General features: G+C 62.0%; 18 protein-coding genes and 2 pseudogenes. 12 read left to right on the top strand and 8 right to left on the bottom strand.

The features are described from left to right. Positions 1-281: 281 nt before the first annotated feature. Complete coding sequence (locus AC0L14_RS24330) at positions 282-1,370, top strand: hypothetical protein (protein WP_473750957.1); 1,089 nt, start codon at positions 282-284, stop codon at positions 1,368-1,370. Positions 1,371-2,179: 809 nt separating this feature from the next. After that, on the top strand, positions 2,180-2,467 hold the full coding sequence (locus AC0L14_RS24325; RefSeq protein ID WP_123146674.1) for a hypothetical protein: 288 nt from the start codon (positions 2,180-2,182) through the stop codon (positions 2,465-2,467). A 417-nt stretch (positions 2,468-2,884) separates the two neighbouring features. Here AC0L14_RS24325 and AC0L14_RS24320 read toward each other — a convergent pair whose 3' ends face one another. The 4 genes from AC0L14_RS24320 to AC0L14_RS24305 form a co-directional block, all read right to left on the bottom strand. Continuing rightward, positions 2,885-4,084 (bottom strand): mandelate racemase/muconate lactonizing enzyme family protein, encoded by a 1,200-nt coding sequence (locus AC0L14_RS24320; RefSeq protein ID WP_473528140.1) that lies wholly within the window; start codon positions 4,082-4,084, stop codon positions 2,885-2,887. Positions 4,085-4,100: 16 nt separating this feature from the next. Beyond that, complete coding sequence (locus AC0L14_RS24315; protein WP_473528139.1) at positions 4,101-5,462, bottom strand: mandelate racemase/muconate lactonizing enzyme family protein; 1,362 nt, start codon at positions 5,460-5,462, stop codon at positions 4,101-4,103. A gap of 63 nt (positions 5,463-5,525) precedes the next feature. Beyond that, a complete protein-coding gene (locus tag AC0L14_RS24310; protein WP_473638172.1) occupies positions 5,526-6,692 on the bottom strand; it encodes a mandelate racemase/muconate lactonizing enzyme family protein in 1,167 nt (388 codons plus the stop codon). A gap of 59 nt (positions 6,693-6,751) precedes the next feature. Beyond that, entirely contained in the window at positions 6,752-7,462 is a 711-nt protein-coding gene (locus AC0L14_RS24305) for a GntR family transcriptional regulator (protein WP_473750956.1), read from the bottom strand. A gap of 212 nt (positions 7,463-7,674) precedes the next feature. On the opposite strand from AC0L14_RS24305, the gene AC0L14_RS24300 reads away from it, so the two are divergent. The 6 genes and pseudogenes from AC0L14_RS24300 (at position 7,675) to AC0L14_RS24275 (ending at position 14,286) form a co-directional block, all read left to right on the top strand. Continuing rightward, complete coding sequence (locus AC0L14_RS24300) at positions 7,675-9,153, top strand: ABC transporter substrate-binding protein (RefSeq protein WP_473750955.1); 1,479 nt, start codon at positions 7,675-7,677, stop codon at positions 9,151-9,153. Positions 9,154-9,348: 195 nt separating this feature from the next. After that, entirely contained in the window at positions 9,349-10,308 is a 960-nt protein-coding gene (locus AC0L14_RS24295; protein ID WP_473750954.1) for a carbohydrate ABC transporter permease, read from the top strand. Then, positions 10,305-11,195, top strand: coding sequence for a carbohydrate ABC transporter permease (locus AC0L14_RS24290; RefSeq protein WP_473750953.1), 891 nt, complete (start codon positions 10,305-10,307; stop codon positions 11,193-11,195). The genes AC0L14_RS24295 and AC0L14_RS24290 overlap by 4 nt, the downstream gene beginning before the upstream one ends. Positions 11,196-11,205: 10 nt before the next feature. Further along, positions 11,206-12,303, top strand: a complete 1,098-nt coding sequence (locus AC0L14_RS24285; protein WP_473750952.1) for an ABC transporter ATP-binding protein — start codon at positions 11,206-11,208, stop codon at positions 12,301-12,303. Between the two features lie 50 nt (positions 12,304-12,353). Next, a complete protein-coding gene (locus AC0L14_RS24280) occupies positions 12,354-13,517 on the top strand; it encodes a mandelate racemase/muconate lactonizing enzyme family protein (RefSeq protein WP_473487190.1) in 1,164 nt (387 codons plus the stop codon). Positions 13,518-13,540: 23 nt separating this feature from the next. Beyond that, positions 13,541-14,286, top strand: a pseudogene (locus tag AC0L14_RS24275) (ribonuclease activity regulator RraA). A gap of 1 nt (position 14,287) precedes the next feature. Here the strand turns inward: AC0L14_RS24275 and AC0L14_RS24270 are convergent. After that, positions 14,288-14,494 (bottom strand): annotated as a pseudogene (locus AC0L14_RS24270) (lipopolysaccharide biosynthesis protein); the annotation flags it as partial. 197 nt (positions 14,495-14,691) lie between these two features. Between AC0L14_RS24270 and AC0L14_RS24265 the strand changes: the two are divergent. From AC0L14_RS24265 to AC0L14_RS24250, 4 genes are all read left to right on the top strand, one after another. Beyond that, positions 14,692-16,881 carry a GumC family protein gene (locus tag AC0L14_RS24265; RefSeq protein WP_473750951.1) on the top strand — a complete coding sequence of 730 codons (2,190 nt, stop codon included), beginning with the start codon at positions 14,692-14,694 and terminating at the stop codon, positions 16,879-16,881. A 123-nt stretch (positions 16,882-17,004) separates the two neighbouring features. After that, the gene (folD, locus tag AC0L14_RS24260) at positions 17,005-17,904 is read left to right on the top strand and encodes a bifunctional methylenetetrahydrofolate dehydrogenase/methenyltetrahydrofolate cyclohydrolase FolD (RefSeq protein WP_473750950.1); all 900 of its coding nucleotides are present in this window, start codon (positions 17,005-17,007) and stop codon (positions 17,902-17,904) included. A gap of 19 nt (positions 17,905-17,923) precedes the next feature. Continuing rightward, a complete protein-coding gene (locus AC0L14_RS24255) occupies positions 17,924-18,922 on the top strand; it encodes a GlxA family transcriptional regulator (RefSeq protein WP_473487183.1) in 999 nt (332 codons plus the stop codon). A gap of 119 nt (positions 18,923-19,041) precedes the next feature. Next, positions 19,042-20,691 (top strand): vWA domain-containing protein, encoded by a 1,650-nt coding sequence (locus AC0L14_RS24250; RefSeq protein ID WP_473750949.1) that lies wholly within the window; start codon positions 19,042-19,044, stop codon positions 20,689-20,691. A gap of 47 nt (positions 20,692-20,738) precedes the next feature. Here AC0L14_RS24250 and edd read toward each other — a convergent pair whose 3' ends face one another. From edd to zwf, 3 genes are all read right to left on the bottom strand, one after another. Next, positions 20,739-22,583 (bottom strand): phosphogluconate dehydratase, encoded by a 1,845-nt coding sequence (gene edd, locus AC0L14_RS24245; RefSeq protein WP_473750948.1) that lies wholly within the window; start codon positions 22,581-22,583, stop codon positions 20,739-20,741. 72 nt (positions 22,584-22,655) lie between these two features. Continuing rightward, entirely contained in the window at positions 22,656-23,372 is a 717-nt protein-coding gene (gene pgl, locus AC0L14_RS24240; RefSeq protein WP_473750947.1) for a 6-phosphogluconolactonase, read from the bottom strand. Beyond that, a complete protein-coding gene (zwf, locus tag AC0L14_RS24235; protein ID WP_473750946.1) occupies positions 23,354-24,823 on the bottom strand; it encodes a glucose-6-phosphate dehydrogenase in 1,470 nt (489 codons plus the stop codon). Before zwf ends, pgl begins: the two co-directional genes overlap by 19 nt. Positions 24,824-24,829 lie beyond the last annotated feature (6 nt).

Here is a 24,829-nt window from a genome sequence, read left to right as displayed (position 1 = left end):
AACGCTCGCGAAGGTCTGGAAGGGGTCAGTTGGAGACTTCAATCCAAACTGATCGGATGTCTGCTATCGATTTCTGGAGTCCAGAAGCTGCCGGACCGATCTCGGCCCAAAATAGAATGACCATGAACAGCGAGGTTGGTGGAAAACGGAACGTCCGCTGTCGGCGCACCCTCCAGCAAATTTCCACCACATCCCAGAACTAACGATCGCTTCATCGGGATTGGCTGATAGCTTCGGCACGTCTTGGCATGACATGACTGCGGGAGGATGCCCCCTTGAGAATGAGATATCTGCTAGCAGCCTCACTCGTTGTGGCGATCGTCCTGACGCTCAGATGGGAATGGCGGGAGCCCCATCACTTCGAGGATGAGGTCATGCGAGCCGCGCTGGCAGAGGAAGTTCGCCGGGACGACACCCGTTGCCCGCTCAGCAGCAAAGCTGTGGAGCAGGCTCGGCCATGGGTTCTTGCAGCCTGCGCGGCAGGCGGGCTCGGCTGGCATGAGGCAGCGGCGAAATATGGCGACGATGCAGCCAGAGTGTTCCTCGTCTATGGCGAGGATGCGGATTTCGTGGAGGTTTTCGACCGTCTCGGCCATCCGGTCGTGCCGGTGATTGCTTACTTCGTGAAGAATGGATCGTCGCAGTACTTGTTGCAGGAAACCGTCGGTCAGAGCCTCTCGAGCCTGTGGGGCGACCGGCAGGTGGGATTCGGCCTCGCCGAGATTTCGCCGGAGCAATATGGGCTTATTGCCATTCACGAGCTCAAGGATCGCGGGCATGAGATGCTGTCGGAGTTCGAGATCGTTGACGGAACAGCAGTCCGCAGACAGTTCACCCGCACGCTGCTTGGTGCGAAGAACATAGTCCTGGGCGGCGTTTCCGATCTGGAAGGGGTGATCACCCGCGGCGAGCGGCTTCCGACCTGGCGCGAGATGGGTTGGGCGGCTTTCGATGCGGCAATCGTCGTCGGGGGCATAGGCGCCGCAGCCAAGGCATTGCGCGTTGCGAGGGCACCGGTGGCCGCAGCTGGTCGCGGAACTGTGCGGATAGCACATCTGAGGGCTGCAGGCAAAGGTGCGTTCCAATCGCTTTCCGCCGTCGGTACCGCAGCCGGTGTCGCCGCCGTCGTCACACTTCCCTATGTGGCGATCACGCGACCTCACCTTCTGACAAACGCGGCCGGTTGGATAGCCGAACAAGCAGGTCTCCCGGCCTGGCTCGGCGCCTTTGCGGCCTACCTTATACTCTGTCTTGTCCTGGCTTTTCTGCTGAGGATGGTTCTGGCGCCGCTGGCCTGGACGCTGCGAACGCTGAGCAAGATCGTTGGACGACTCGCCGGTGCCGGCGGTGTCCGATCCGCGGCAGCCTAAATCCCGCGCCCAGCGCCAATGGCAGGTTATAAATGGTGGAATGCTAACCCTTCAGTCATTGGAGTCGCGATCTTGAATGCCGTCAGGTTTTAGGGGAGATTAAGCCGATGATAAAAGCGGATACTCCGTTCGCCCTTATGCTGGAGATGCACGCCGTGGTCTTAGGCGTTCCAGCTTTATTCTGCTGGCATCAGCCGCAATCGTTGCATTGATACGCCCTTGGCGCTTTTCTCATCGGTCGGCTTGGCTTGCAAACTGGCTTCAGGAGTTGGCATCATGGCTGTGGCAGTTGTGCTCGCACAGGGAGCATTTCTTCTCGGCTTTGGCACGCTGTTAGAGGATCCACACTATCGTTCTCACTTCGTCTGTGAACCCTGCTTTTGAGTCCGCAAAGGGGCCGTCAACAGAACGGCCGCTTTGTTGCGCCGCTTCCTGATAGCTGCCGGACTGCTTACGGCCCACTATGCTCTCGAGCAGCAATGCGCCCTTATCGGACATCGAGACCAGCGTCGCTGTGCGCTCAGAAACGGACCCTCGCGATCCAGAATCGGCAGCTGGATGGACCAGCAAGCGCGCCGAGCAGCAGACGCGCTTGGCCGAAGAGTCTAGCACCCTGGTCGGTGATCGGTCGGGTCCCAAGCCAATTTCCTGCTCCCGCGCTCCACTTTATTGCAAGACGGTCAAATTTGAGCTTCCGCATTCATGCTTTGTCGAGCGTATCTCTTAGAGTCGCTTAAACCTTCTGCGCCGTAAGTTTTAGCCGTGCTGAATCGCCGTCAGCGCCGATGACGACGAAATAGGAGAACGCAATGACTCGCAATCACGTTGAACGTCTTGGAGAGTTTAGGGAAATCCTGGTCGCGACTCGACGCGAAGGAGTCCGTAACGTGCACCATACCCGCGACGCAATGCGGGCAAGTGGCTTTCAGATCGGGGACAGCGACGGCTCCAGCTACGGAGCTGAGCTAAAGGAGCTCCAAGAGGAAATCGAGGCAGTCGATCGCGCCATCGAAGACGAGAAGCGGCTGGCCTTGGCCCTTGAGAGTGCGGCTCAATCCCGCCGACCAATTAAGCCGAGAATCGTGAAGGGAACATAGAGTCGGAGACGGCCCTTGGTGCCCGTCGCGTGGATTCGCCTGCGACATCGTGTCGGGCTCGTCGCCGCCGTGCTACAGAGCCCTGAACGTCATCCGTTGCCATCAAACGTGGGGCAGGGGCGGCCGAAGCCGCCCTGTGTCGATGTCGACTTCGCTATGTCCATCGTTGTCGATGCCGTCGCTACCCTCGCCAACGGCGTTCCTAAGGTATCCGATCTGAAACGCGATATTTGGACATGAAATCACGGAGGCCAGCTTCTGGCGCAAAGCGGTCGGCACTACCCTGGATGAAAAGGTCGGCTTTCTAGCCCCATCATCCCGAAAGCGGACGTTCCGCTTCCGGCCCAAAACGGTCATTCTGGATGCCAATTTGCGTGACGCGGTCCGCGTGGTGCAGGGTGGGGCAATAAGGATGGTTCAGTCGAAGAAGCCCGCATCCTCTTGCCTGAGATACTTTCGGGCTGCTTCGGCGTCGATATCGAGGCCCAGCCCCGGTGCTTCCAGCAGATCCACCATGCTGTCCGTCACGATCTGCGACGGCAGGCCGATTACGAGGTCCTCCCACCAGGGATCGGAGGCGCTCGGATATTCGAAGGCGATATAGTTGGCGGGCAAGGTGGCGCAGACATTGATCAACGCGCCGAGGCCAAGCAGGCCGTTCGCGGTGCCGTGCGGCGCCATCAGGATCGAGTGCATATGGGCGTGCTCGGCGACCCATTTCAGCTCGGCGATGCCGCCGACATCGGCCGGGTCCGGACCGATGATACGGACCGCCTGCGTTTCGATCAGCTCCTTGAAATTGTGGCGCAGGTAGATCTGCTCGCCGGTATGGATTGGCGTCGAGGTGGAGGTGGTCAGCTCCCGATAGGCCTGCGGATTGACCCACGGCACATAGTCGCCGGTCAGCATGTCCTCGAGCCACATCAAGTTGTACTTCTCGACCGCGCGAGCAAATTTAATCGCATCGGGCAGCATCCAGCCCGGGCCGCAGTCGAGCGCCAGGCTGACCTTGTCGCCCAGCACTTCCTTCATCGCGATCACGCAGTCGAGCATATGATTGAAACCGCGCTCGCTGATCACGCCTTGATCCATGGCACCGTGATAGCCGGCCTTCTTCTGCGTCACGCCGTAATGGAAGCCCTCGATGGTGTCCTTCATGTTGGAGTGGAACGAGATTCCTTGCTTGATCATGAAGAAGTTCTGCGGCTGCTCCATCATCCATTTGACGTCAGCGGCGTAATCTTCCGGCCGGTCGCCCGTGCGTTTCTGGCGGATCGAGCCGTTGTAGACGCGCACCTTGTCGCGCACCTTGCCGCCAAGCAGTTTGTAGGCCGGCACGCCTGCGGCCTTGCCGGCAATGTCCCACAGCGCATGCTCGATAGCGCTTACCGCCGCGCCATAGGGCTTGAAAGAGCCGCGTTGGCGGATCTTCAGCATCACCCGCTCGACGTCGGTCGGGTCCTCGCCGATCAGCGCCTCGCGAAAATGCAGAACCCACGGCTTGAGGTAGGGCTTGGTGTACTCGACCTCGCCCAGGCCATAGAGGCCCTCATCGGTGACGACGCGAACGATGGGATGCTTGCCGATAACGGCACAGCGGAGGTCGGTGATCTTCATGTTCGGTTCTTTCGCCTCAGCTCCAGGTGCGGTCCCAGGAATACTCGTTGTCCCAGTGATCCGTGGGCTGCCAGATGCCGGTGACACCCGGCTGCAGATGCTGCGAGATCACCTCGTCGACGACGTCGTCAATCCCTAGGCCCGGCTTGTCCGGAACAGTGACAAAGCCGTCCTTCACGAGCGGCTTGGGAACGCCGGTGACGATATCGTCCCACCAGTCGACATCGACAGAGTGGTATTCGAGCGCCATGAAGTTTTCGGTCGCTGTCGCGACATGTGCCGCGGCCATTGCGGCGATTGGACTTTCTGCCATATGGATCGCCATAGCGACGCCGTGGTCCTGCGCCATGTCGCCGATCTTCTTGGTCTCGAGGATGCCCCCGCTGGTGAGCAGGTCTGGGTGGATAACGGACAGGCCGCCGCTCTTGAGCAGAGGTTCGAAGCCCTCCTTGAGGTAGATGTCCTCGCCGGTGCAGATCGGCACCGTAGTGGCGTCCTGCAGTTGTCGGTACTGCTCGGTGTACTGCCATGGGATCACATCCTCGAGCCAGGCTGGCACGTATTTTTCAATCCGCCTGGCGAGGCGAATACCGTTCTGCATCGAGATATGGCCGATGTGGTCGATGGCGAGCGGAACGTCCATGCCGATAATTTCGCGAACCTCGGCAATGTACTGCTCAAGCAAGTCGAGGCCCTTGTCGGAAAAGTGGAGGCCGGTAAACGGGTGGGGGACGTTATGCAAATCGTAGGCGGCGTTGCGGGCGCGTCGCTCTTCAAGAGTCTTGACCGGGCCGCGGCCGGGCTGGACCCGGTACCCTTCAAGTGAGCCGGCAGGAGACACGACCGCACCGGGGACATCGGCGATCTGCATCAGCCCCAGATCCATCTTGAGGAAGGTGAAGCCGAGCGCCATGCGCTGCTTGAGGCGCTTGCCGGTCTCGGTGCCGCTCGGCACGGTAGCGTCGGTATCGCAATAGAGGCGCACCTTCTCCCGAAACCGGCCGCCGAGCATCTGGTAGATGGGCACGCCATAGGCCTTGCCGGCGAGATCCCATAACGCGATTTCGATCGCCGAGACGCCGCCGCCTTGCCGGCCGTGTCCGCCGAACTGTTTGATCCGGCGAAACAGGCGGTCGATGTTGCAAGGGTTCTCGCCAAGCAGCCGGCTCTTCAGCATCAGCGCGTAGGTGGCGCTGGCGCCGTCGCGCACCTCGCCAAGCCCGACGATGCCCTGGTTGGTGTAAATCTTGAGCAGGGTTGAGGTGAACGGCGCGCCGACGATTTCGGCTACCCGCATGTCGGTGATGCGAAGCTGGGATGGCTTAGAGTTCGCGTTCACCCGATTGAGCGCCTCGTCGGCGCCACCCGTCTTTGCCATGACTTATCCTCGTTCTGGTGGATGGGGCTTGTCGCCCGCACGCCGGGCCGGCATAGAGCGTTGCTAGCCCAGCTCAATCTCGTGGGCCTGCAGGTAGTCGCGGTTCATCTCAATACCGAGGCCATGCCTCGACGTCAGCTTGAGGCTGCCGTTCGAGACGTCGAGTGGTCTGTCGATGAGGTGATCGTATTTGCCCAGGTTCCACTCCGACGTTTCAAGCTTGTAGAAATTAGGAACGGTCATCATCACCTGCGCTCCCGCAACCACGTTGATCGGTCCCGCGGCGTCATGTGGCGAGACCGGGACGTAATAGGCTTCGCATAGGGCAGAAATCTTCTTGAGTTCGGTAATGCCGCCGGTCCAGGTGACGTCCGGCATGATGTAGTCAGCGAGCCTGTTCTCGAGTACCGGCACGAAATCCCATTTCGTGTGGCCGCGCTCGCCCCACGAGATGGCGGCACTGACCTTCTCACGCACCTGCTTGAGGGCGTTAAGGCTCTCGGGCGGGCAGGGCTCCTCGAACCAGTCGATCTGGCCGGCTTCCTCGAGGCTCCGACAGAGGCGAATGGCGGTGGGAACGTCGAAGCGGCCATGCGCATCGATGAGAATGTCGACGTCAGGCCCCGCCGTTTCGCGGATCAGAGCCGTGAGTTCGGCGGCTTCGCGTTCGTCCTTGCGGGTCATGCTGCCATCGAGGTAGCCGTCTCGCTGTTCGCGGGGCAGGCCATCGGCGCTGCGGCCCTGGTGGGGGTATGGATCGAACTTGAGCGCAGTGTGTCCGGACTCGACGATGTCTAGAATTTCGCGGACCACAGCCTCCTTGCTGGTGAATTTGGCCTGGTTGGGATGGGTGTAGAGCGCGATTTCATCGCGTACTGGTCCGCCCAGCAGCTCGTAAATCGGCTTACCGAGGACTTTGCCCCGGATATCCCAGAGGGCTATATCGATGGCGCTCACGCATTCGACGGCGGCGCCGCGGCTGCCCATGTAGGTGAAGCTGCGAAAAATCTTGTGCCAGAGATGCTCGATACGCGCTGGATCCTCGCCTGTCACGGCGACACCGATCTGCCGCAGGATCGTGCAGAGAGCGCGGTTGGCGAGCCTTGTAGTGGTGGTGATCTCTCCCCAGCCACTCACCCCCTCATTGGTCGTCACTTCGACGAACAGGAACTCTCCCCAATAGGAAGCATCGGACTTGATCAGCCACGGCCGAATGCTCGTGATTTTCATCTCAATTCCTTTATCTGAAATCGTCAGGGCTAACGATGTTCAAGACTGGACCTTCGTTCCTATCCGGCCCGAGCGGCGTTGCGCGCACGCATCTGTTCGAGAATATGCCGGCCGGAACCCTCGACATGGCGGGAAACGAGTTCGGCCGCCTTGTCGGCTTCTCCCGCTTTTATGTGCGCGATGAGTTCGCGGTGCTCGCGAATGATCGCGGCACGCCGCGCAAGCGTGAAATTGAAACGCCGGCTGACGGCTCGCAGCACTTCGCGATGCTTCCACCAAAGTTCGGCGGCATGGCGGTTATAGTGCCGCTGGTACATCACGGTGTGGAAAGCGGTATCAAGCTCACTGTGCCTCAAGGTGTCGGCAAAGTTGTTCTCTTCAATCAGGCCTTCGAGACGTTCGAGTTCTGCGATGTCCTCGCCGGTCGCCATATTCACAAACCATCGCGTCAGGGCCGGCTCAATCAAAACACCGATTTCATAGATATCCCGGACAAAATCCTGATCTATGGGTCGGACGCGCGCCCCGCGGTTGGGGAGAAAGGTGACAAAACCCTCCCCGCGCAAGAGTTGCAGGGCCTCGCGCACGGGGTTGGTCGAGGTGCCGTGACGCCGGGCGAGATCGGTGACCACAAGCCGTTCGTTGGCGGCGAGCCGTCCCTCAATGATGTCTTCCCTGATCAGTTCATAAAGCGAGGCGCCCTCGCTGGAGGCCCCCATGGGGTCAGTCTCCACCGGTGGCTTGGCTTTAAAATCACCTGTTTCGGCCAAGACCGGCTCCCCTAATCAAATACATACCCTGCCCGATATCACACACGGTTTTCACAAACAATGTACGATCCAACGCGTTGACAGGCAATCCATGATCTGAAAACGTATAAGATGACCGAAGGGGTACATAGAACAGAAAGGCGTCCCGCGGTCGAACGAGCTAGACCGCTTTGCCTCGGCGCAGGGCGGCATGGAGAACCAGGGAGGATACTATGACGAGGATTACGCTCGGCAGTGCGGTCCTGCGCGGCACTGTCGCCACTGCTTTGATGGCATCGCTGATGTCCACATCGGCGCTCGGTGCGCCGCCGGTCGACCTGACCAAGTGGTCGCCGGAATATGTGCGCTCCATTGCGGGCACACAGGATTTTGACACGGCGGCCGATTGCGCCAAGGTCACCCCCCTCGACTACAAGGGGCGACTGACTTTCTGGTATCAGGGCGTGTTCGAGGGCGACCCCGATCTTTTGCGCGAGTACTACAAGGATTTCTTCGAGACTTTCCGCAAGACCTATCCGAACGTCCAGCTCGAGGAACAAGCCCTCACCTATAACGACCTTCTTGACAAGTTCCGCACGGCGCTCCTGGGCAATGCAGCGCCGATGGCGGTCCGCCTGCAAATCCTGGGTGGTACCGAGTTCGCCTCAAAAGGCTACCTGGAGCCGCTCAAACCCGAGGATGTGGGGTATTCCACCGAGGACTTCTGGCCCGGCGCCATGAAGGCCGTGACCTGGGAGGGGGTGACCTACGGCATTCCAACCAACAACGAGACGATGGCGTTCATCTGGAACGCCGACATCTTCAAGCGTGCGGGCCTCGATCCGGACAAGGCTCCGGCAACCTGGGACGACGTCGTCAAGTATTCCAAGCAGATCCACGACAAGCTCGGCATTGCCGGTTACGGCCTCGTGGCTCGCAAGAATGCCGGCAATACGCCCTACCGCTTCATGCCGCAGCTGTGGGCCTATGGCGGCGGCGTCTTCGACGAAGCCACCGCGAACCCGACCTATGAGCAGGTCAATCTCGATAGCCCGCAGAGCAAGGCCGCGCTGCAAGCCTCGTACGACATGTATGTTCGCGACAAGTCGGTTCCGGTTTCGGCGCTCACCAACCAGCAGGCCGATAACCAGCCCCTGTTCCTCGCCGGCCAGCTCGGCATGATGATCTCGCATCCATCCGACTACGACGTCATGCTCGACCTGCAGAAGAAGGCGACGGGCGCCGACAAGGACAAGGCGCAGACCGTCATCGACAACATGCGCTACGGCCTGATTCCCACTGGCCCCGACGGCAAGCGCGCAGTCGTGTTCGGCGGCTCGAACATTCACATCCTGAAGCCTGAATATGTCGAGGGCGGCAAGGTCGACGAGCCGGCTGCAAAGGCTATCATCTGCATGTGGACGAGCCCTGAATGGTCGCTGAAGATGGCCTACGCAGGCTCGAACCCGGGCAACCTTAACGGCTTCAAGACCAAATGGATGAAGGAACGCCTAGACAACATCAAGTTCCTCGATGTGACGACCTCGATGCTGCCATATGGCATCCCGTTCCCAGCGCTGCCGCAGGCCCCCGAGATCATGAACATCATCGTCCCGGACATGCTGCAGAATGCCCTGACCGGAGCGATGACCGTCGACCAGGCAGCGGACGACGCGGCCAAGAAGGTAAGAGACCTGATGGGCGGACTCTAATGCATGTCGCGCAAAAGCATGCCCTCGGGCCTTGACCCGAGGGTGTGCAGCGGTTTTGCGATAACGACATGCATAAAACAGCAACCTAAAGCGCGTCGCGTGAGGCCGATCAAACGCGACGCGCTTTAGTCCAGGCCTGACCGGCTGCACCGATAGTGCAGCCGGTTCGTTCAGAAGAAATAAGGGCGCGCCATAGTGACGATCGTGACCGGCAAGGCCGAGGCTCGCCGAAGATTGCAATCCGGCAGGTCCGGCGTGTTACGCGAGATATGGGAGCATCGCGCCGACTACGCGTACGTGCTCCCTGCGATCGCCGTGATGCTCGTCGTCATCGCCTATCCGATCTACTACACGATCGAGCTGTCGTTCTTTAAGACGCCGCCTGGCCTGCAACTTCGCGACAAGACCTTCATCGGCTTCGACAATTACGCGACCATCCTTACCAGCGAGGTGTTCTGGAGAGTCACCTGGAACACTCTGATCTGGACGCTGGGCTCCACTTTGATTGCCTTTGTCCTGGGGTTTGCCACCGCGCTGGCGCTCCACCGCGAGTTTGTCGGCCGCGGTGTGCTGCGCGCAATCCTGATCATTCCCTGGGTCATCAGCGCGGTCGCCGCCTCCTATATCTGGAAGTGGATCTATCATTCGGACTTCGGGATCATCGGTGCGGTGCTGGTCGGCCTTGGATTGGCCGACCGACCGCCGAATTTCATCGACAGCGTCAGCACGGTGCTGCCTTCCCTGATCGTCGTCAATATCTGGCGCGAGTTTCCGTTTGCCATGATCATGATGATGGCCGGACTGCAGACCGTGCCCGAGCAGTTGCTGCGCGCCGCGCAGGTCGACGGCGCCAGCGCCTGGCAGCGCTTCTGGCACGTCACCTTTCCGCACTTGCGCAACGTCTCGACGGTGACGATCCTGCTGCTCGCGGTGGCCAACTTCAATTCCTTCATCATCCCCTGGATCATGACCGGCGGCGGGCCGTCCAACGCATCGCATATCTGGATCACCCACATTTATGAGCTCGCCTTCGGCCGGCAGCGCTGGGGCGTGGCATCTGCCTATTCGGTGCTCCTGTTCCTCACCCTGATGACGCTCGGCTACTTCTACGTCCGTGCGCTAAGCGGTAACGAGCGGCAAGAGGGGAGCGCATGAGCACGACTGCCGACACAGCCCCGCGAGCCTTGAGCCGTCGCCGGATGCGCGTCGACGGATGGCGGTGGACCGGGCGCATCTTCCTCGCGTTCATGCTGCTTTACACCGCGGTGCCGATGATCTGGATGCTGATCACCTCGATCAAATCCGGGTTCGCGGCGATGGAATTCCCGCCGCAATGGTGGCCGGACGAACCTACCCTCGCCAGCTACGAGAAACTGCTCGATCCCCAGAACAGCGTCGGCCAGGACTTCCTCCGCTTCTTCTGGAACAGCCTTTTCGTGTCGACCGTCACGACAATCCTGTCGGTGATCGTCGCCGTGCCTGCGGCCTACGCGTTTTCGCGCTTCAGTTTCCCCGGCCGGAACTTCCTGTTCTTTGCCGTGCTGCTGCGCAACATGTTCCCGGCGGTGATCTTTCTCGTGCCGCTGTTCATCCTGATGCGCCTGCTCGGGTTGATGAACACGCATGGCTCGCTGATTCTCACCTATCTGACCTTCGGCCTGCCGCTGGCGATCTGGTTGCTCAAGGGCTTTTACGACAACATTCCGGTGCAGCTCGAGCAGGCGGCGCGCATCGATGGGGCAACGCGGTTCCAGGCCTTCATCTTGATTGTGATGCCGCTCTCGGCGCCGGGGATCATCGCCACCGCGATCTATTCGTTCATCGGCGCGTGGAACGAGTACATCTACGCCTACACCTTCCTCACCAAGAACGACCAGTTGACACTGCCGGTCGGCATCCAGCGCTTCTTCTCGGAAAATACGACGGACTTTCCAGGCCTGATGGCGGCCAGCTTCATGATGAGCGTGCCCGTCGTGGTGCTGTTCCTCGTCCTGCAACGATACTTCGTACGCGCCCTTACAGAAGGCGCGGTCAAGCACTAGGGAGTTGCCGATGGCCCACGTGGTCCTCAAAGATCTCGTCAAGTCCTATGGCAGCTTCAAAGCTGTCAACCACGTGTCGCTGACGGTCAATGACGGCGAGTTCGTTGCGCTCGTCGGCCCTTCAGGCTGCGGCAAGACAACCACGCTCAATCTCGTCGCGGGGCTGATCCCGATCACATCGGGCGACATCGTCATCGGCGACCGGGTGGTCAACGACCTCGACCCCAAGGACCGGGACATCGCAATGGTGTTCCAGAACTACGCGCTCTATCCGCAGAAATCGGTTTACAAGAACCTGGCCTTCCCGCTGCAGATGCGCAAACTGCCTAGGGACGAGATCGACAAGAAGGTCAAGGAAGCGGCGCGAGTGCTCGACATGACGCACCTGCTCGAGCGCAAGCCACGCGAACTTTCGGGCGGGCAGCAGCAGCGGGTGGCCCTGGGCCGTGCGCTTGTCCGCGACCCCGCGGTGTTCCTCATGGACGAGCCGCTCTCTAACCTCGATGCCAAACTGCGCGTGCAGATGCGGTCGGAGATCAAGCGCTTCCACCAAGACCTCAAGGCGACGATCATCTATGTGACGCACGACCAGCTCGAAGCCGTGACCATGGCCGACAAGATGGCGGTGATGAACGGCGGCTACCTGCAGCAATACGATTCACCGGCGCAGGTCTTTGCCCATCCCGTCAACATGTTCGTCGCCAGCTTCATAGGCAGCCCGGCGATGAGCCTTATTCCGCTGCAGGCATCGACGGCAAACGGCAACTCTGTGTTGACCGGCGCGGAGGGCTGGAGCTTTGAGCTCTCGCCGCGCAACGCCCAGAAGGTCGCAAGGGCAACGACCAGGAAAGTCGTGCTCGGCGCACGTCACTCGACGATCAAGCTGCACAAGAGCGCGGTACCCGGTGCCATTCCGGCCAAGGCCTACACGGTGGAGCCGACCGGAGACGTCACCTTCGTGCAGGCGTTCCTGTCCGGCGCCATCGTCAACGTCAGCGTGCCGCCGAACATTGCCGTCGCGCCCGATGAACAGATCTGGCTCGAGTTCGACCAGCAACGGATGCATCTGTTCGACGGCGAAACCGAAATGGCCCTCAAGGCCAACTGAGACAGGGCGCCAACTAAGACAGGGCGGATGCGTTTGAAACGTGGGCGTGGATGACTGAGAAGCTTAAGATCACCGCGATCAAGCCCTATCCAGTGTGGGTAGGAACGCGCAACCAGATGCTCGTCAAGGTCGAGACCGACCAGGGCATCTTCGGCTGGGGCGAGAGCGGCTTGAGTGGTCGCGAGAGGGCGGTGGCCGGCGCGGTCGAGCACTATCGCGAGTTTCTCATCGGCCGCGACCCGATGCAGATTGGTCGGATCTGGCAGGAGGTTTATCGCAGCCAGTATTTTGAGGGCGGGCGAGTTCTGCAGGCGGCGATTTCCGCCATCGACATCGCCCTTCACGACATCAAGGGCAAAGCGCTGGGGGTGCCGGTCTACGAGCTGCTAGGCGGCAAGCAGCGCGACCGCATTCCCACCTTCGCCTCGACCGGGGACGAGGCCGAAGGCGATGTTGCCATCGAACGAGCCCGCGAACTACGCGCACAGGGGTGGCAGGCGATCCGCTTCTTCCCCGTCGGGCAAAACAGCAGGGACATCTTCGAGCCGCGCGAGTCGATCGGCGCTACCGCGAGTATGCTAAACAAGGCGCGCGAGGCACTGGGCGACGACGTTGTCCTCGGCATCGACTATCATCATCGGTTGTCGGTGGCCGAGGCGGCGAGCTTCTGCAACAAGCTCGGCCGCGGCGTGCTTGATTTCCTCGAGGAGCCGATACGGGACGAGACACCGGAGGCCTACGAATCCCTGCGTACGATGACCGACATCCCCTTTGCCATCGGCGAGGAATTTGCCAGCAAGTGGCAGTTCCTGCCCTACATCGAGCGCGGTATCCATCAGTTCAACCGGCTCGATGTTTGCAATGTCGGTGGGCTCACCGAGGCGATGAAAGTCGCTGGCTGGAGCGAGGCGCACTATGTGGATCTGATGCCGCACAATCCCCTTGGTCCGGTGTGCACGGCCGCGACCGTGCATCTCGCCGCAGCGGTAGCCAACTTCACGTGGCTCGAGACCAGGGAACCCGAAACAAAGCTGGGCTTCGACAATTCCGACTTCTTCCCCGTGCAACCACGGCTCGACGGGACCAACTATCCGGTCGGCGATCTGCCGGGGCTCGGCGTCGAGGTCAACGAGGAGGCGGTCCAGGCGCAGAGTTTGCGTTTCTGGGAAGCGCCTCACCTTAAGCGCCGCGACGGTTCTGTGACGAACTGGTAGTTCCCTTTCAACCGGAGTCCATAATGACGCATATTTCCGACATCACGCGGCCGCCTAAAGACCTGATCGACGCGCTCCGGGAGATCGGCGCCGCGACGGTCGCCGGCACGCTTGGCCACATGGGCTTCCGCAATCCGCATATGGTGGGACCGGTGGCGCAGAACCACGGGAAGTCGATCGTCGGGCCGGCACTGACGCTGCAGTTCATGCCGCAGCGGCCGGACCTCTTCACCGAGGGAGAATATGCCGATCCGGAGACGCAACCCGGCACGTGCTCTACCACGCGCAGGAGGGCGATGTGGTCGTGGTCGACGCGCGCGGCGACATGAGCTCGGGCGTCTTCGGCGATATGATGTCGACCTATTTCAAAGGCAGGGGCGGCGCCGGCATCGTCATCGATGGATGCATGCGCGACCGGCCCAATGTTGAAAAGCTCGATCTGCCCCTATGGCTGCGCGGCTGGACGCCAAATTATCATGTGCAAACCAGCATCTATCCCAATGCCGTCAACGTTCCGATTGCCTGCGGCGGTGTCACGGTGATCCCCGGCGACATCATCGTCGCCGACGACGACGGGGTGGTGGTGCTTCCCGTCGCAATGGCCGCAAAGGTGATCGAAGAATCACAGAAGCATCACGATTGGGAGGAGTTCTCGCGAGTGAAGCTCATGGAGGGTGCGCCGTTGCAACGCTATTATCCGCTGCATGACGATGCCCGCGGGGAGTACGAGGAGTGGCGCAAAACAAACCGCGTGAAGAACCCAAGTTAGCGGCCGCCGACGCGGTGGCGAACATGCCGAACTCGGCGATGGACAGCGTGTTGGCCAGCGCGATGAAATAGGCGAGCGAAAACACCAGCCGCCCGGCCGCGCCGCTGATCGCCGAAAAATAGTCGCGAACCAGCCTCCGTCGCTTGGCCACGAAAGCGCCGATCCGGGCGAGGGGCCGCCTTTGCGGGATGTTGCTAGCCTGAGTCATGTGTCGAGACAGCATAGGCTGGAAAGTTAATGCGCGGTTCTGAGTGCTTTCGTTGCGTTCAAGAAAGACACAACCGAAGAGGGAAACCTTGTCTTCAAGGCAGGGAAATTAACCTTTTGTTTCCTATGCTTGTTTAGCGTGGATTAACGAATGGCTGACCGCGCGCGTCCAAGCCGCCAAGGGCAAGCTCCACGACAATGGTCGACAGGCAAAACCGTGAAGATTGGAAGCACGAGCGGTCCTTGCTGGCGCTCGGCCAGGCGATGCGCGGCGAAGAAGAACCATCGCTGGTTTCGATCGGGGATCGGGCGGACCCGTCATGGCGCGAAGACGCCGCAACGCGCCATCGTCTCGCGCGCTCACTCCGCGAGGAGCGAGCGCATCCGGAATTTTCGGCAATCCCGGAGCCCTCGGTGACCCCGGAACGCCGGATGCCTCCGGAATTCTCGGCAAGCGATGAAACAAGCCAGTTTCAAGCCGACCATGCATCCGCTTCGGCCGCCCGGATACCGCCTGAGACCGACGATGCCGTTGACGCGGACCGTGCGGACGCCAGGCTGCGGGAGGAGCCGTTTGCTGCCGGCGCTTCCGAGGACCGCCGTTCCGATGCCGATCCTCGACATACCGCGTTCGATCCGCGATACGCATTCGAACCTCGGTATCCCGCGTCCGATCCACGATATGCAACGTTCGAGCCTCGAAGCGACGAGCAGCGGTCTTCCCGTGAGGACGACGGCGGATGGAAGCCGTTGATCGATCCGATGCAGGTGGTCCGCGGCGTTGCCCGGTCGAAGCTGTTGATTGTTACCATGACGATACTGGGCGCCACGCTTGGCGTCGCGATCGCGTTGTCGACGCCGAAGAAATACGAAGCCACCGCAGAGCTGATCGTCGACCCGCGCGACCTGAAGCTCACCGACCGCGATCTTACCCAATCGGTGGTTGCGTCCGACGCCACGCTGGCCATCGTCGAAAACCAGGTTCGCGTGCTCACCTTCGGCACCGTTCTCAACAAGGTCGTGGACAAGCTCAATCTCGTCAACGATCCGGAGTTCAACGGGCAAGGTTCCGACGGCCTGGGCGTGATGACGCTCATGCGGTCGATGCTGTCGCGCAATGACGGGCCGGGTGCCGATGAGGGCCGCCGCCGTGCGCTGGCCGTCGCCAATCTGGCGGAGAGCCTTTCGGTCGAGCGCGGCGGCAAGACCTTCGTCATCTCCGTCAGCGCCACCACGCAAAATGGCGAGAAGTCGGCGCTCATCGCCAACACGATGACGGACGTTTTCCTGCAGACCTTCGGTCAGATCCAGTCCGACACCGCTGGCCGCGCGACCAACGAACTGACGGGCAGGCTCGACGAACTGCGCAAGGGCGTGGAAGTGGCCGAGCGCAAGGTCGAGGATTTCAGGGCCGCGCACGATCTCGTCGACGCACAAGGCCATCTGATCAGCGACGACGAGATGCTCAAGCTCAACCAGCAGCTTGCCATCGCCCGCGCGCGCACGCTGGAACTCAACGCCCGCGCTGCGTCGGCGCGCTCGATCGACGTGAATTCGGCTCTGAGCGGCACCTTGCCGGAGGAGATCAACTCCAACACCATGAGCGAATTGCGCTCGCAATATGCGACGCTCAAGCAGGAGGCCGACCGCGCCGCGATCCGGTTCGGGCCGCGCCATCCCGAGCTCCAGGCGCTCAATGCCCAGCTTGCCGGCTTGCGCGAGCGTATCGCCGGGGAACTGCGCCGCATCGCCTCGTCGTTGCAGGTCGACCTGAGGCGCGCCGTGCAGCTCGAACAGGATCTGGCCTCCCGGCTGGCGCAGTTGAAGGTCCGCAGCGGCGACGTCAACAGCGACCTGGTTACCCTGCGCGAACTGGAGCGCGAGGCCGCCGCCAAACGCTCCGTCTATGAGCAATATCTTCTGCGCGCCAAGGAAACCGGCGAGCAGAAGGACATCAACACCGCCAATATCAACGTGATCTCCAAGGCCTTCGCCCCGCTCGAGCCGAACGGACCGTCGCGCGCCGTGACGGTGCTTGCCGGCCTGCTGGCGGGCCTCGCCTCTGTTGTCGGTCTGGGCGCCACGCGCGGCGCTTATGCGAGCCTGCGCGAAACCGCCAATTCGCGGCCGCGCCGCAGGGCACAAGAGCGCCGGACAGCCATTGAAGACAAAGCATACCAGGCGTCGCCGCCCGTTCCGCCCCATGCCGGACAGGTACCTCATCCGCAGCAGCAGCCGGTCTATCCTCGAGCCTCGTCGGACAAGGCAAATCAGGCTTCGGAGGCCGCTGAACAGCAAGCCTCCATCGAGGAGATCCGAGCCAGCCTGCGCGATTTCCGCGAAGCGGTTCGCGAACTCACCGAAAGCCGATCGCGGCGCTATTTCTGAGCGCCGAATAGAATAAAAGCCATCGGTTTCGAGTTAGCGGCATAAGACGGCGCTTTGACGGGATTGCCCGGTCGGGTTTTCGTGAAAATGCCCCCCGAAGTTGAACGATGTTGAGGGTGGTTCATGGCCGAGTTGATTGACGGAAAGAGCGTCGCCGAAGACGTGGTGCGGCGCGTCAAGGCCTTGACGATCGAACTGATGGAAAAGCGCGCGCACAAGCCCGGTCTTGCCGTGGTCATCGTCGGCGAGGATCCGGCGAGCCAGGTTTATGTCGCCTCCAAATCCCGCACCGCCAAGGAATGCGGCTTTCATTCGGTCCAGCACACGCTGCCGGCCGAGATCTCCGAACAGGAGCTGCTTGATATCATCGGCGAACTCAACGCCGATCCGGCCATCAATGGCATACTGGTGCAGCTTCCGCTGCCTGGCCATGTCGACGCGGGCAAGGTCATCCAGGCAATAGCGCCGCAAAAGGATGTCGACGGCTTCCACTTCATCAATGTCGGCAAGCTCGGCACCGGCGAATTGGAGACGGCGTTCGTGCCTTGTACGCCGGCCGGCTCGATGCTGCTGATCGAGCGTGTGCGCGGCAAGGATCTTTCCGGGCTCAATGCGGTGGTCGTCGGCCGCTCCAACATTGTCGGCAAACCGATGGCCAATCTTCTGCTTGCCGCCAACTGCACCGTCACCATCGCGCATAGCCGCACGAAGGACTTGGCTGCACTGGCGCGCACCGCCGACATTCTCGTTGCCGCTGTCGGCAGACCCGAAATGGTCAGGGGTGACTGGGTCAAATCAGGCGCCACCGTCATCGACGTCGGCATCAACCGCATCGCGGCACCCGAAAAGGGCGAAGGCAAGACCCGCCTCGTCGGTGACGTCGCCTATGCGGAAGCGGCGAAGACGGCCGGCGCCATTACGCCGGTGCCTGGCGGCGTCGGACCGATGACCATTGCCATGCTGATGGCCAACACGCTAGCTTCCGCCTATCTCGCGGCCGGATTGAAACGGCCGTCTTTCTGAACCTGGAAAGCCCAAAGCTTTGCCGAACCTCACTGTTCCCTCAGAGCGGCTGGTCACGAACGATCCCGTTCAAGGCGGCCGGCAGTTCGGGTTCCTGCTGGTCGACAAGTTTTCCATGTTCTCGCTGGCCGCCGCAATCGACACGTTCCGATCGGCGAACCGGCTGCTCGGCCACGACTTCTATGGCTGGACGACGGTGTCGGCCGACGGCGATGCCGTCATGGCCTCCAACGGCCTGCCGCTCAAGATCGACTACGCTGTCGCCGATCTGCCGCCGGTCGATATCCTTTTCGTCTCGGTCGGGCTGACGACGGAGTTTCCCGGCAAGAGCAAGGTGCTGGCGGCGCTGCGCAGCTGGGGCAGGCGCGGCAACGCGCTCGGCGCACTGTCGGTCGGCTCCTATCTGCTCGCCGAGGCAGGCCAGCTCGAAGGCTATCGCTGCACCATCCACTGGGAAAACCGCGCCGGCTTCGTCGAGCGGTTTCCCGACATCAACTGCACCGGCAATGTCTTCGAGATCGACCGCAAGCGCTACACCTGCGCCGGCGGCACCACCTCGATCGACCTGATGCTGGAGATCGTGCGCGGCGATTTCGGCTCGAGCCTCGCCAACGGCGTCGCCAACCAGTTCCAGCACGAGCGCATCCGCTCTGCCGGAGATCGCCAGCGCGTCGGTCCTGAGCGCGACCTGACCGGCAAATCGGAAAAGTTGCGCCGCATCGTCGAGCTGATGGCCGATCATCTCGACGAGCCGCTGTCGGCGGTGCAGCTCGCCAAGTCGGCCGGCCTGTCGGTGCGCCAGGTCGAGCGGCTGTTCCTGCGTCACCTCACGGTGACGCCCGGCCGCTATTACATGCGGCTCAGGCTCGAGCGGGCGCGCGAATTGCTGCGCCAGACCAACATGCCGATCCTCGACGTGGCGATCGCCACCGGCTTCACCTCACACTCCTATTTTGCCCAGAGCTATCGGCTGCAGTTCGGCCGGCCGCCTTCCGAAGAGCGTCGCACGACGTACTGAGTGGTTTGGCTCAAGAGTTGTGGCCAACCTTCCCACGCCCGGCGTCCGGGCTTGTGTCCTGACGCGGCGTCAAATAGCTTCGCCCCCCTGACTGGCAAAGACTGACTGGGGGGATTTTCATGGCGGGACTTGCACGGAGCATCGCTGCGGCGATCCTCCTGTTGTGGATGACGACGCTCGGCCTTGCTGCCGACCAGGTCATCCTCATTCTCGATGCTTCCGGTTCGATGTGGGCGCAGATCGACGGCAGGCCCAAGCTCGAAATCGCCCGCGAATCGCTGCGAACGGTGTTGCAGTCGGTCCCCGCCGATAGGGAAATCGGCTTCATGGCCTATGGCCATCGCGAGAAGGGCAGTTGCGAGGATATCGAGCTCATCGTGCCGCCGCAGGCCGGCTCGGCAGCTGCTGTTTCCGCTGCCGCCGACAGCCTGAAATTCCTCGGCAAGACGCCGCTGACATCAGCCGTAAGCCAAGCGGCCGAGGCGCTGAAATACACCGAGGACAAGGCCACCGTCATCCTGATCACCGACGGGCTCGAGACCTGCAATGGCGATCCGTGTGCGCTCGGCAAGGAACTGAAGGCTGCCGGCGTCGACTTCACCGTAGACGTAGTCGGCTTCGGTCTGAGCGCGGACGAGGGCAGGCAGGTTGCTTGCCTCGCCGACAACACCGGCGGCAGATACATCCAGGCGTCCGACGAGCAAGCGCTGCGGGACGCGCTGGTCGAAACCATCGCCGCCGCACCTGCACCCGAATCAGCCCCTGCGCCGCAGCCGGCTCCCGAGCCGGAAAAGTCCAACTTCATGCCGGCCGTGGTGTTCGCCGAGGGCGGCGATCCCGTCACCGACGGCAATTCCTGGGAGATCTACAAGGCAAAGTCCGACGGCACGCGCGGCGACTACGTCACCACCGAATACGGGGCCTACAAAGGCAATCTGGAGCCGGGCGACTACATAATTGTCGCACGCTATGGCGAGGCCAGGACCGAACAGAAGATAACGGTCGAGGCGGGCCAGGTCTACAAACCCCTCCTTACGCTGAATGCCGGCACGCTCATCATTCATCCGCGGCCAAGTGAGGGAGCCGACGTGGCCGATGGTGCGGCTGTCGTGATCGCCTATCCGGGCGTCGATACGCCCGCGACCTATTATGGCGACACCAAGGTCGTGTTGCCGGCCGGCGACCAGAAAGTGACGGTCAGGATCGGGCAGGGCGAGGTCACCGAAACCATCCCGCTCACTGCCGGCAAGGTCGTCGACAAGGATATCATCGTCGGCGTCGGCCATGTCGTTGCCAACGCCTACTACACTGCCGGCGGCGACAAGGCCGACGGCTCGGGCATTGGCTTCAAGGTGTTCAAGGCAAAAAAGAAGATCGACGGAACGAGGCAAGAGGTGGCTCATGCCTATGGCCCCGACAGCAAGTTCGATCTGCCGCCCGATGATTATGTGCTGACGGCGACGGTCGACCTTGCCGTCGTCGCGCAGCCGTTCAGCGTCAAGGAGGGTGAGCATCAGGATCTGAAGATCGCCATCGATGCCGGCGTGCTGGCGATCACCGCGCCAGGGGCTTCGAAGATCGAGATTTTCGATCCGAAGAAGGACATCAACGGCAACCGCAAATCGCTCGGCTACGCCTATGACGAGAAATATCAGGCGGCGCTTCCGGCCGGCGACTACGCGGTCGTCTCGGAGAGGTTGGACAACAGCTCAAAGGAAAGCACGGTGACCATCACAGCCGGCGAGCGAGCCGAGCTGACGGTTCAGTAAGGACGCAGTTCGACGCCGGCAAAAGGGCGACCACGAGCCGCCCTTTTTCACTGCAGCGCAAATTCCGCCACGTTGTTTCCGAAGGCGCTGGCGCCGTGGTCGGCACGCCCAACCATTTGCCGGAACCCGGCGAAAAGCTCGCGGCCGAAGCCGAATTCATTGGCGACAAGATCGCTGTCCGCCGCTCGCCGCAGCGCGAAATCGCCGGCGGGCACCAAAACTTCCAGCGTTCCGGCGTCGGCGTCGAGCCTGATGATGTCGCCGTCATGGATCCTGGCGATCGGCCCGTCCTCGACTGCCTCCGGCGTCACATGGATCGCCGCCGGCACCTTGCCGCTGGCGCCCGACATGCGCCCGTCGGTGACCAGCGCCACATGCTGGCCGCGATCCTGCAGCACGCCGAGCACGGTGGTCAGCTTGTGCAGCTCCGGCATGCCGTTGGCTTTCGGCCCCTGGAAGCGAATGACGGCGATGAAATCGCCGATCAATGTGCCGGCCTTGAACGCCTCGTTGAGCCCTTGCTGGCTGTCGAAAACCTTGGCCGGCGCCTCGATGACACGTCGCTCCGGTTTCACCGCCGATGTCTTGATGACGGCGTGGCCGAGATTGCCGGAAAGCATTTTTAGCCCGCCGGTCGGCTGGAACGCCTTCTTGAACGGCGCCAGAACCTTCTCGTCGCCGCTTTCGCGGGGCGAGGCCTCGCGCACCACGCCGCCATCGGCGCCCAGCCTGGCCTCGACTGCATAAGGCCGCAGCCCTTCGCCCCAGACCGTCTGGACGTCCTCGTGCAGGATGCCCTCGTCAAGCAGTTCGCGGATCAGGAAGCCGAGACCGCCGGCCGCGTGGAAATGGTTCACGTCGGCAAGGCCGTTCGGATAGACCCGCGCCAGCAGCGGCACGGCTTCCGAAAGGTCCGAAATATCCTGCCAGGTGATGGCGATGCCGGCTGCGGCCGCCATGGCGATCAGATGGATGGTGTGGTTGGTCGATCCGCCGGTGGCATGCAGGCCGACGATGCCGTTGACGATCGAGCGCTCGTCGATCATCCGGCCGACCGGCGTGTAGGCGTTGCCGAGCGCGGTGATCGCCAGCGCCCGCTTCGTCGCCTCCCGGGTCAGCGCGTCGCGCAGCGGCGTGCCGGGGTTGACGAAGGAGGCGCCCGGCGTGTGCAGGCCCATGATCTCCATCAGCATCTGGTTGGAGTTCGCCGTGCCGTAGAAGGTGCAGGTCCCCGGTCCGTGATAGGATTTGGATTCGGCCTCGAGCAGTTCGGCCCTTCCCGCCTTGCCTTCGGCATAGAGCTGGCGGACCTTGGCCTTCTCGTCGTTGGGCAGACCCGTCGTCATCGGCCCGGCCGGGACGAACACCGCTGGCAGATGGCCGAAGGTCAGCGCCGCGATCACCAGCCCCGGCACGATCTTGTCGCAGACGCCGAGATAGACGGCCGCGTCGAACATGTTGTGCGATAGGCCGATCGCCGCGGCCATGGCGATCACATCGCGCGAGAACAGCGACAGCTCCATGCCGGGCTGGCCTTGCGTGACGCCGTCGCACATAGCCGGCACGCCGCCGGCGACCTGGGCAATGCCGCCGGCCTCGCGCGCCGCGTCCTTGATCAGCGCCGGAAATGTCTCGAAAGGCTGATGTGCCGACAGCATGTCGTTATAGGAGGTGATGATGCCAAGGTTCGGCACCCGATCGCCGCCCAGCGCCACCTTCTCCGAAGGGCTGCAGACGGCAAAGCCATGGGCGAGATTGCCGCAGGAAAGCACGGCCCGGTTGGCGGTGCGGTTCGAGGCCTCGGCGATGCGGCCGAGGTAGGTCTCGCGCCCTGGTCTGGAGCGTTGGCGGATGCGCTCGGTGATGGCTTCGATGTCGCGTCTCGCGGTCATGGCGTCGATCCTTTCAGGCGAGGTCCCGCAAACGCCGTCCGGCTATCTGCCGGGACCCTCGGCAAGTTGAAATCAGGGTGCCCAGAAAACCTCTACGGGCCTCTCGGCTGCGTCGAGCACGGCACGAATGGGTTTTCGCGTTTCCGATGCCATCGCGCTCTCGAATGCCTTGCGCTTGTCTTCACCTTCGATGTGCAGTGCGAGGAAGCCGGCCCTGACGATCCGCGCCAGCGACAGCGTCAGGCGCGGCTCGCCGGCGCTTGCTGCGTGAACCGGGAGCACAACCCTTTCCGAGAACGGGTCGAGCAGTTTTTCCAGATTGCCGGCATCCGGAAAAAACGATGCGGTATGGCCATCGGCTCCCATGCCAAGCACGACCACATCGAGCGGCCAGGGCAGCGACCGCAACATCCTGCTGTCGGCCACCAACGTATCGCCGGTGCTTGCTGCCTCCTGATAGAGCGGCACGAAACGTGCGGCTGCGGCGGCGTTTTGCAAAAGATTGGCAGCGACCAGCCCGGCGTTGGAGCGCGGAGAGGAGGCCGGCACGCAACGCTCGTCGACCAGCGTCACCGTGACCTTGTTCCAGGCGATCGGGATACTCGAAAGCGATGCAAAAAATTTCGCCGGCGTCGTGCCGCCGGAAACGGCGAGCAATGCCGTGCCGCGCTCAGCGATTGCATTGGTCAGGCGGCCTGCGACGTGGCCGGCAAGTGCTGCCGCCAGGTCCTGGCGTTCGGCAAACGCGTGCCAGCTATAGGCGGCGCTGTTCAATTGCTCTCGTGCCATGTCCGCCCGTCGCGTTCGATAAGCGCAATCGAAGCCGAGGGGCCCCATGTGCCGGCCGTATAGCCCTGCGCCTCCTGCCTGGCGCTTTCCCATGCGTCCTGGATCGGGTCGATCCACTTCCACGCTGCCTCGACCTCGTCGCGGCGCATGAACAGTGTCTGGTTGCCACGGATGACGTCCATGATCAGTCGTTCATAGGCGTCGGGCGCGCGGCCGTCGAAGGATTGCGCGAAGCTCATGTCGAGCGGGATCTGGCGCAGCCGCATGCCGCCAGGCCCCGGATCCTTGATCATGATGAACTGCTTGACGCCTTCGTCGGGCTGCAGCCTGATGACCAGCTGGTTTGCCGAGATCGGCCCAGCGCTGTCGCCAAAGATCGAATGCGGGATCGGCTTGAATTCGATGACGATCTCCGAAACGCGTGTCGCCAGCCGTTTGCCCGTCCTGAGGTAGAACGGCACGCCCGCCCAGCGCCAGTTGCCGATTTCGGCCTTGAGCGCAACGAAGGTCTCGGTGTTGCTGTTCTTGCCGAGCTCCTCGACATAACCTTTCACTGGCCCGCCGGCCGAGGCCCCGGCACGGTACTGGCCGCGTACCGTGTGCTTGGGCGCTTCGTTGCCGTTGATGCGTTTCAGCCCGCGCAACACCTTTAGCTTTTCGTCGCGCACGGCATCGGCGTCCATCGACGACGGCGCCTCCATGGCGACGAGGCAGAGAAGCTGCAGCATGTGGTTCTGCACCATGTCGCGCAGCGCACCGGCCTTGTCGTAGTAGGTGACGCGGTCTTCGAGGCCCACGGTCTCAGCCACGGTGATCTGCACATGGTCGACATTGGCCGAATTCCACAGCGGCTCGTAGAGCGCATTGGCAAAGCGCAGCGCCATCAGGTTCTGCACCGTCTCCTTGCCGAGATAGTGATCGATGCGGAAAATCTGGCTTTCATGGAAATCGTCGCCGACCAGATCGTTGAGCTCGCGCGCCGAGGCGAGATCGCGCCCGATCGGCTTCTCCAGTACGATGCGCGAGTTCGGCGTGATCAGCCCGTTCTCTTTCAGCTTGTGCGAGATTTCGCCGAACAGCGCCGGCGCCACCGCCAGGTAGAAGGCGCGGATGCATTCGCTGTCGCCGATCGCCTTCTTCAATTTGTCGAAGCCCGAGCCGGTCGTCGCGTCGGCCGAGACATAGGAAAGCCGGCCAAGAAACGTCTTCAGCTCCGTGGCGTCGATATCGGCCGGCTTCACATGGTCGGAAATCGCTTGCCTGGCGAAAGCCTGGAATTCCTCGTCGCTCATCTTCGAGCGCGAGGTGCCGATGATGCGCGTCGGTTCGGAAAACTGATGGCCGCGCTGGCGGTGATACAGCGACGGCAAAAGCTTGCGTTCCGAAAGATCGCCGGTGCCGCCGAAAATGATGAAGTCGAAAGGGTCGACGGGAATGATCTGGCTGGTCATGGTCTG

The sequence above is a fragment of the Mesorhizobium sp. WSM4841 genome (assembly GCF_055811515.1).
This window is presented reverse-complemented; position numbering and strand designations above follow the sequence as displayed.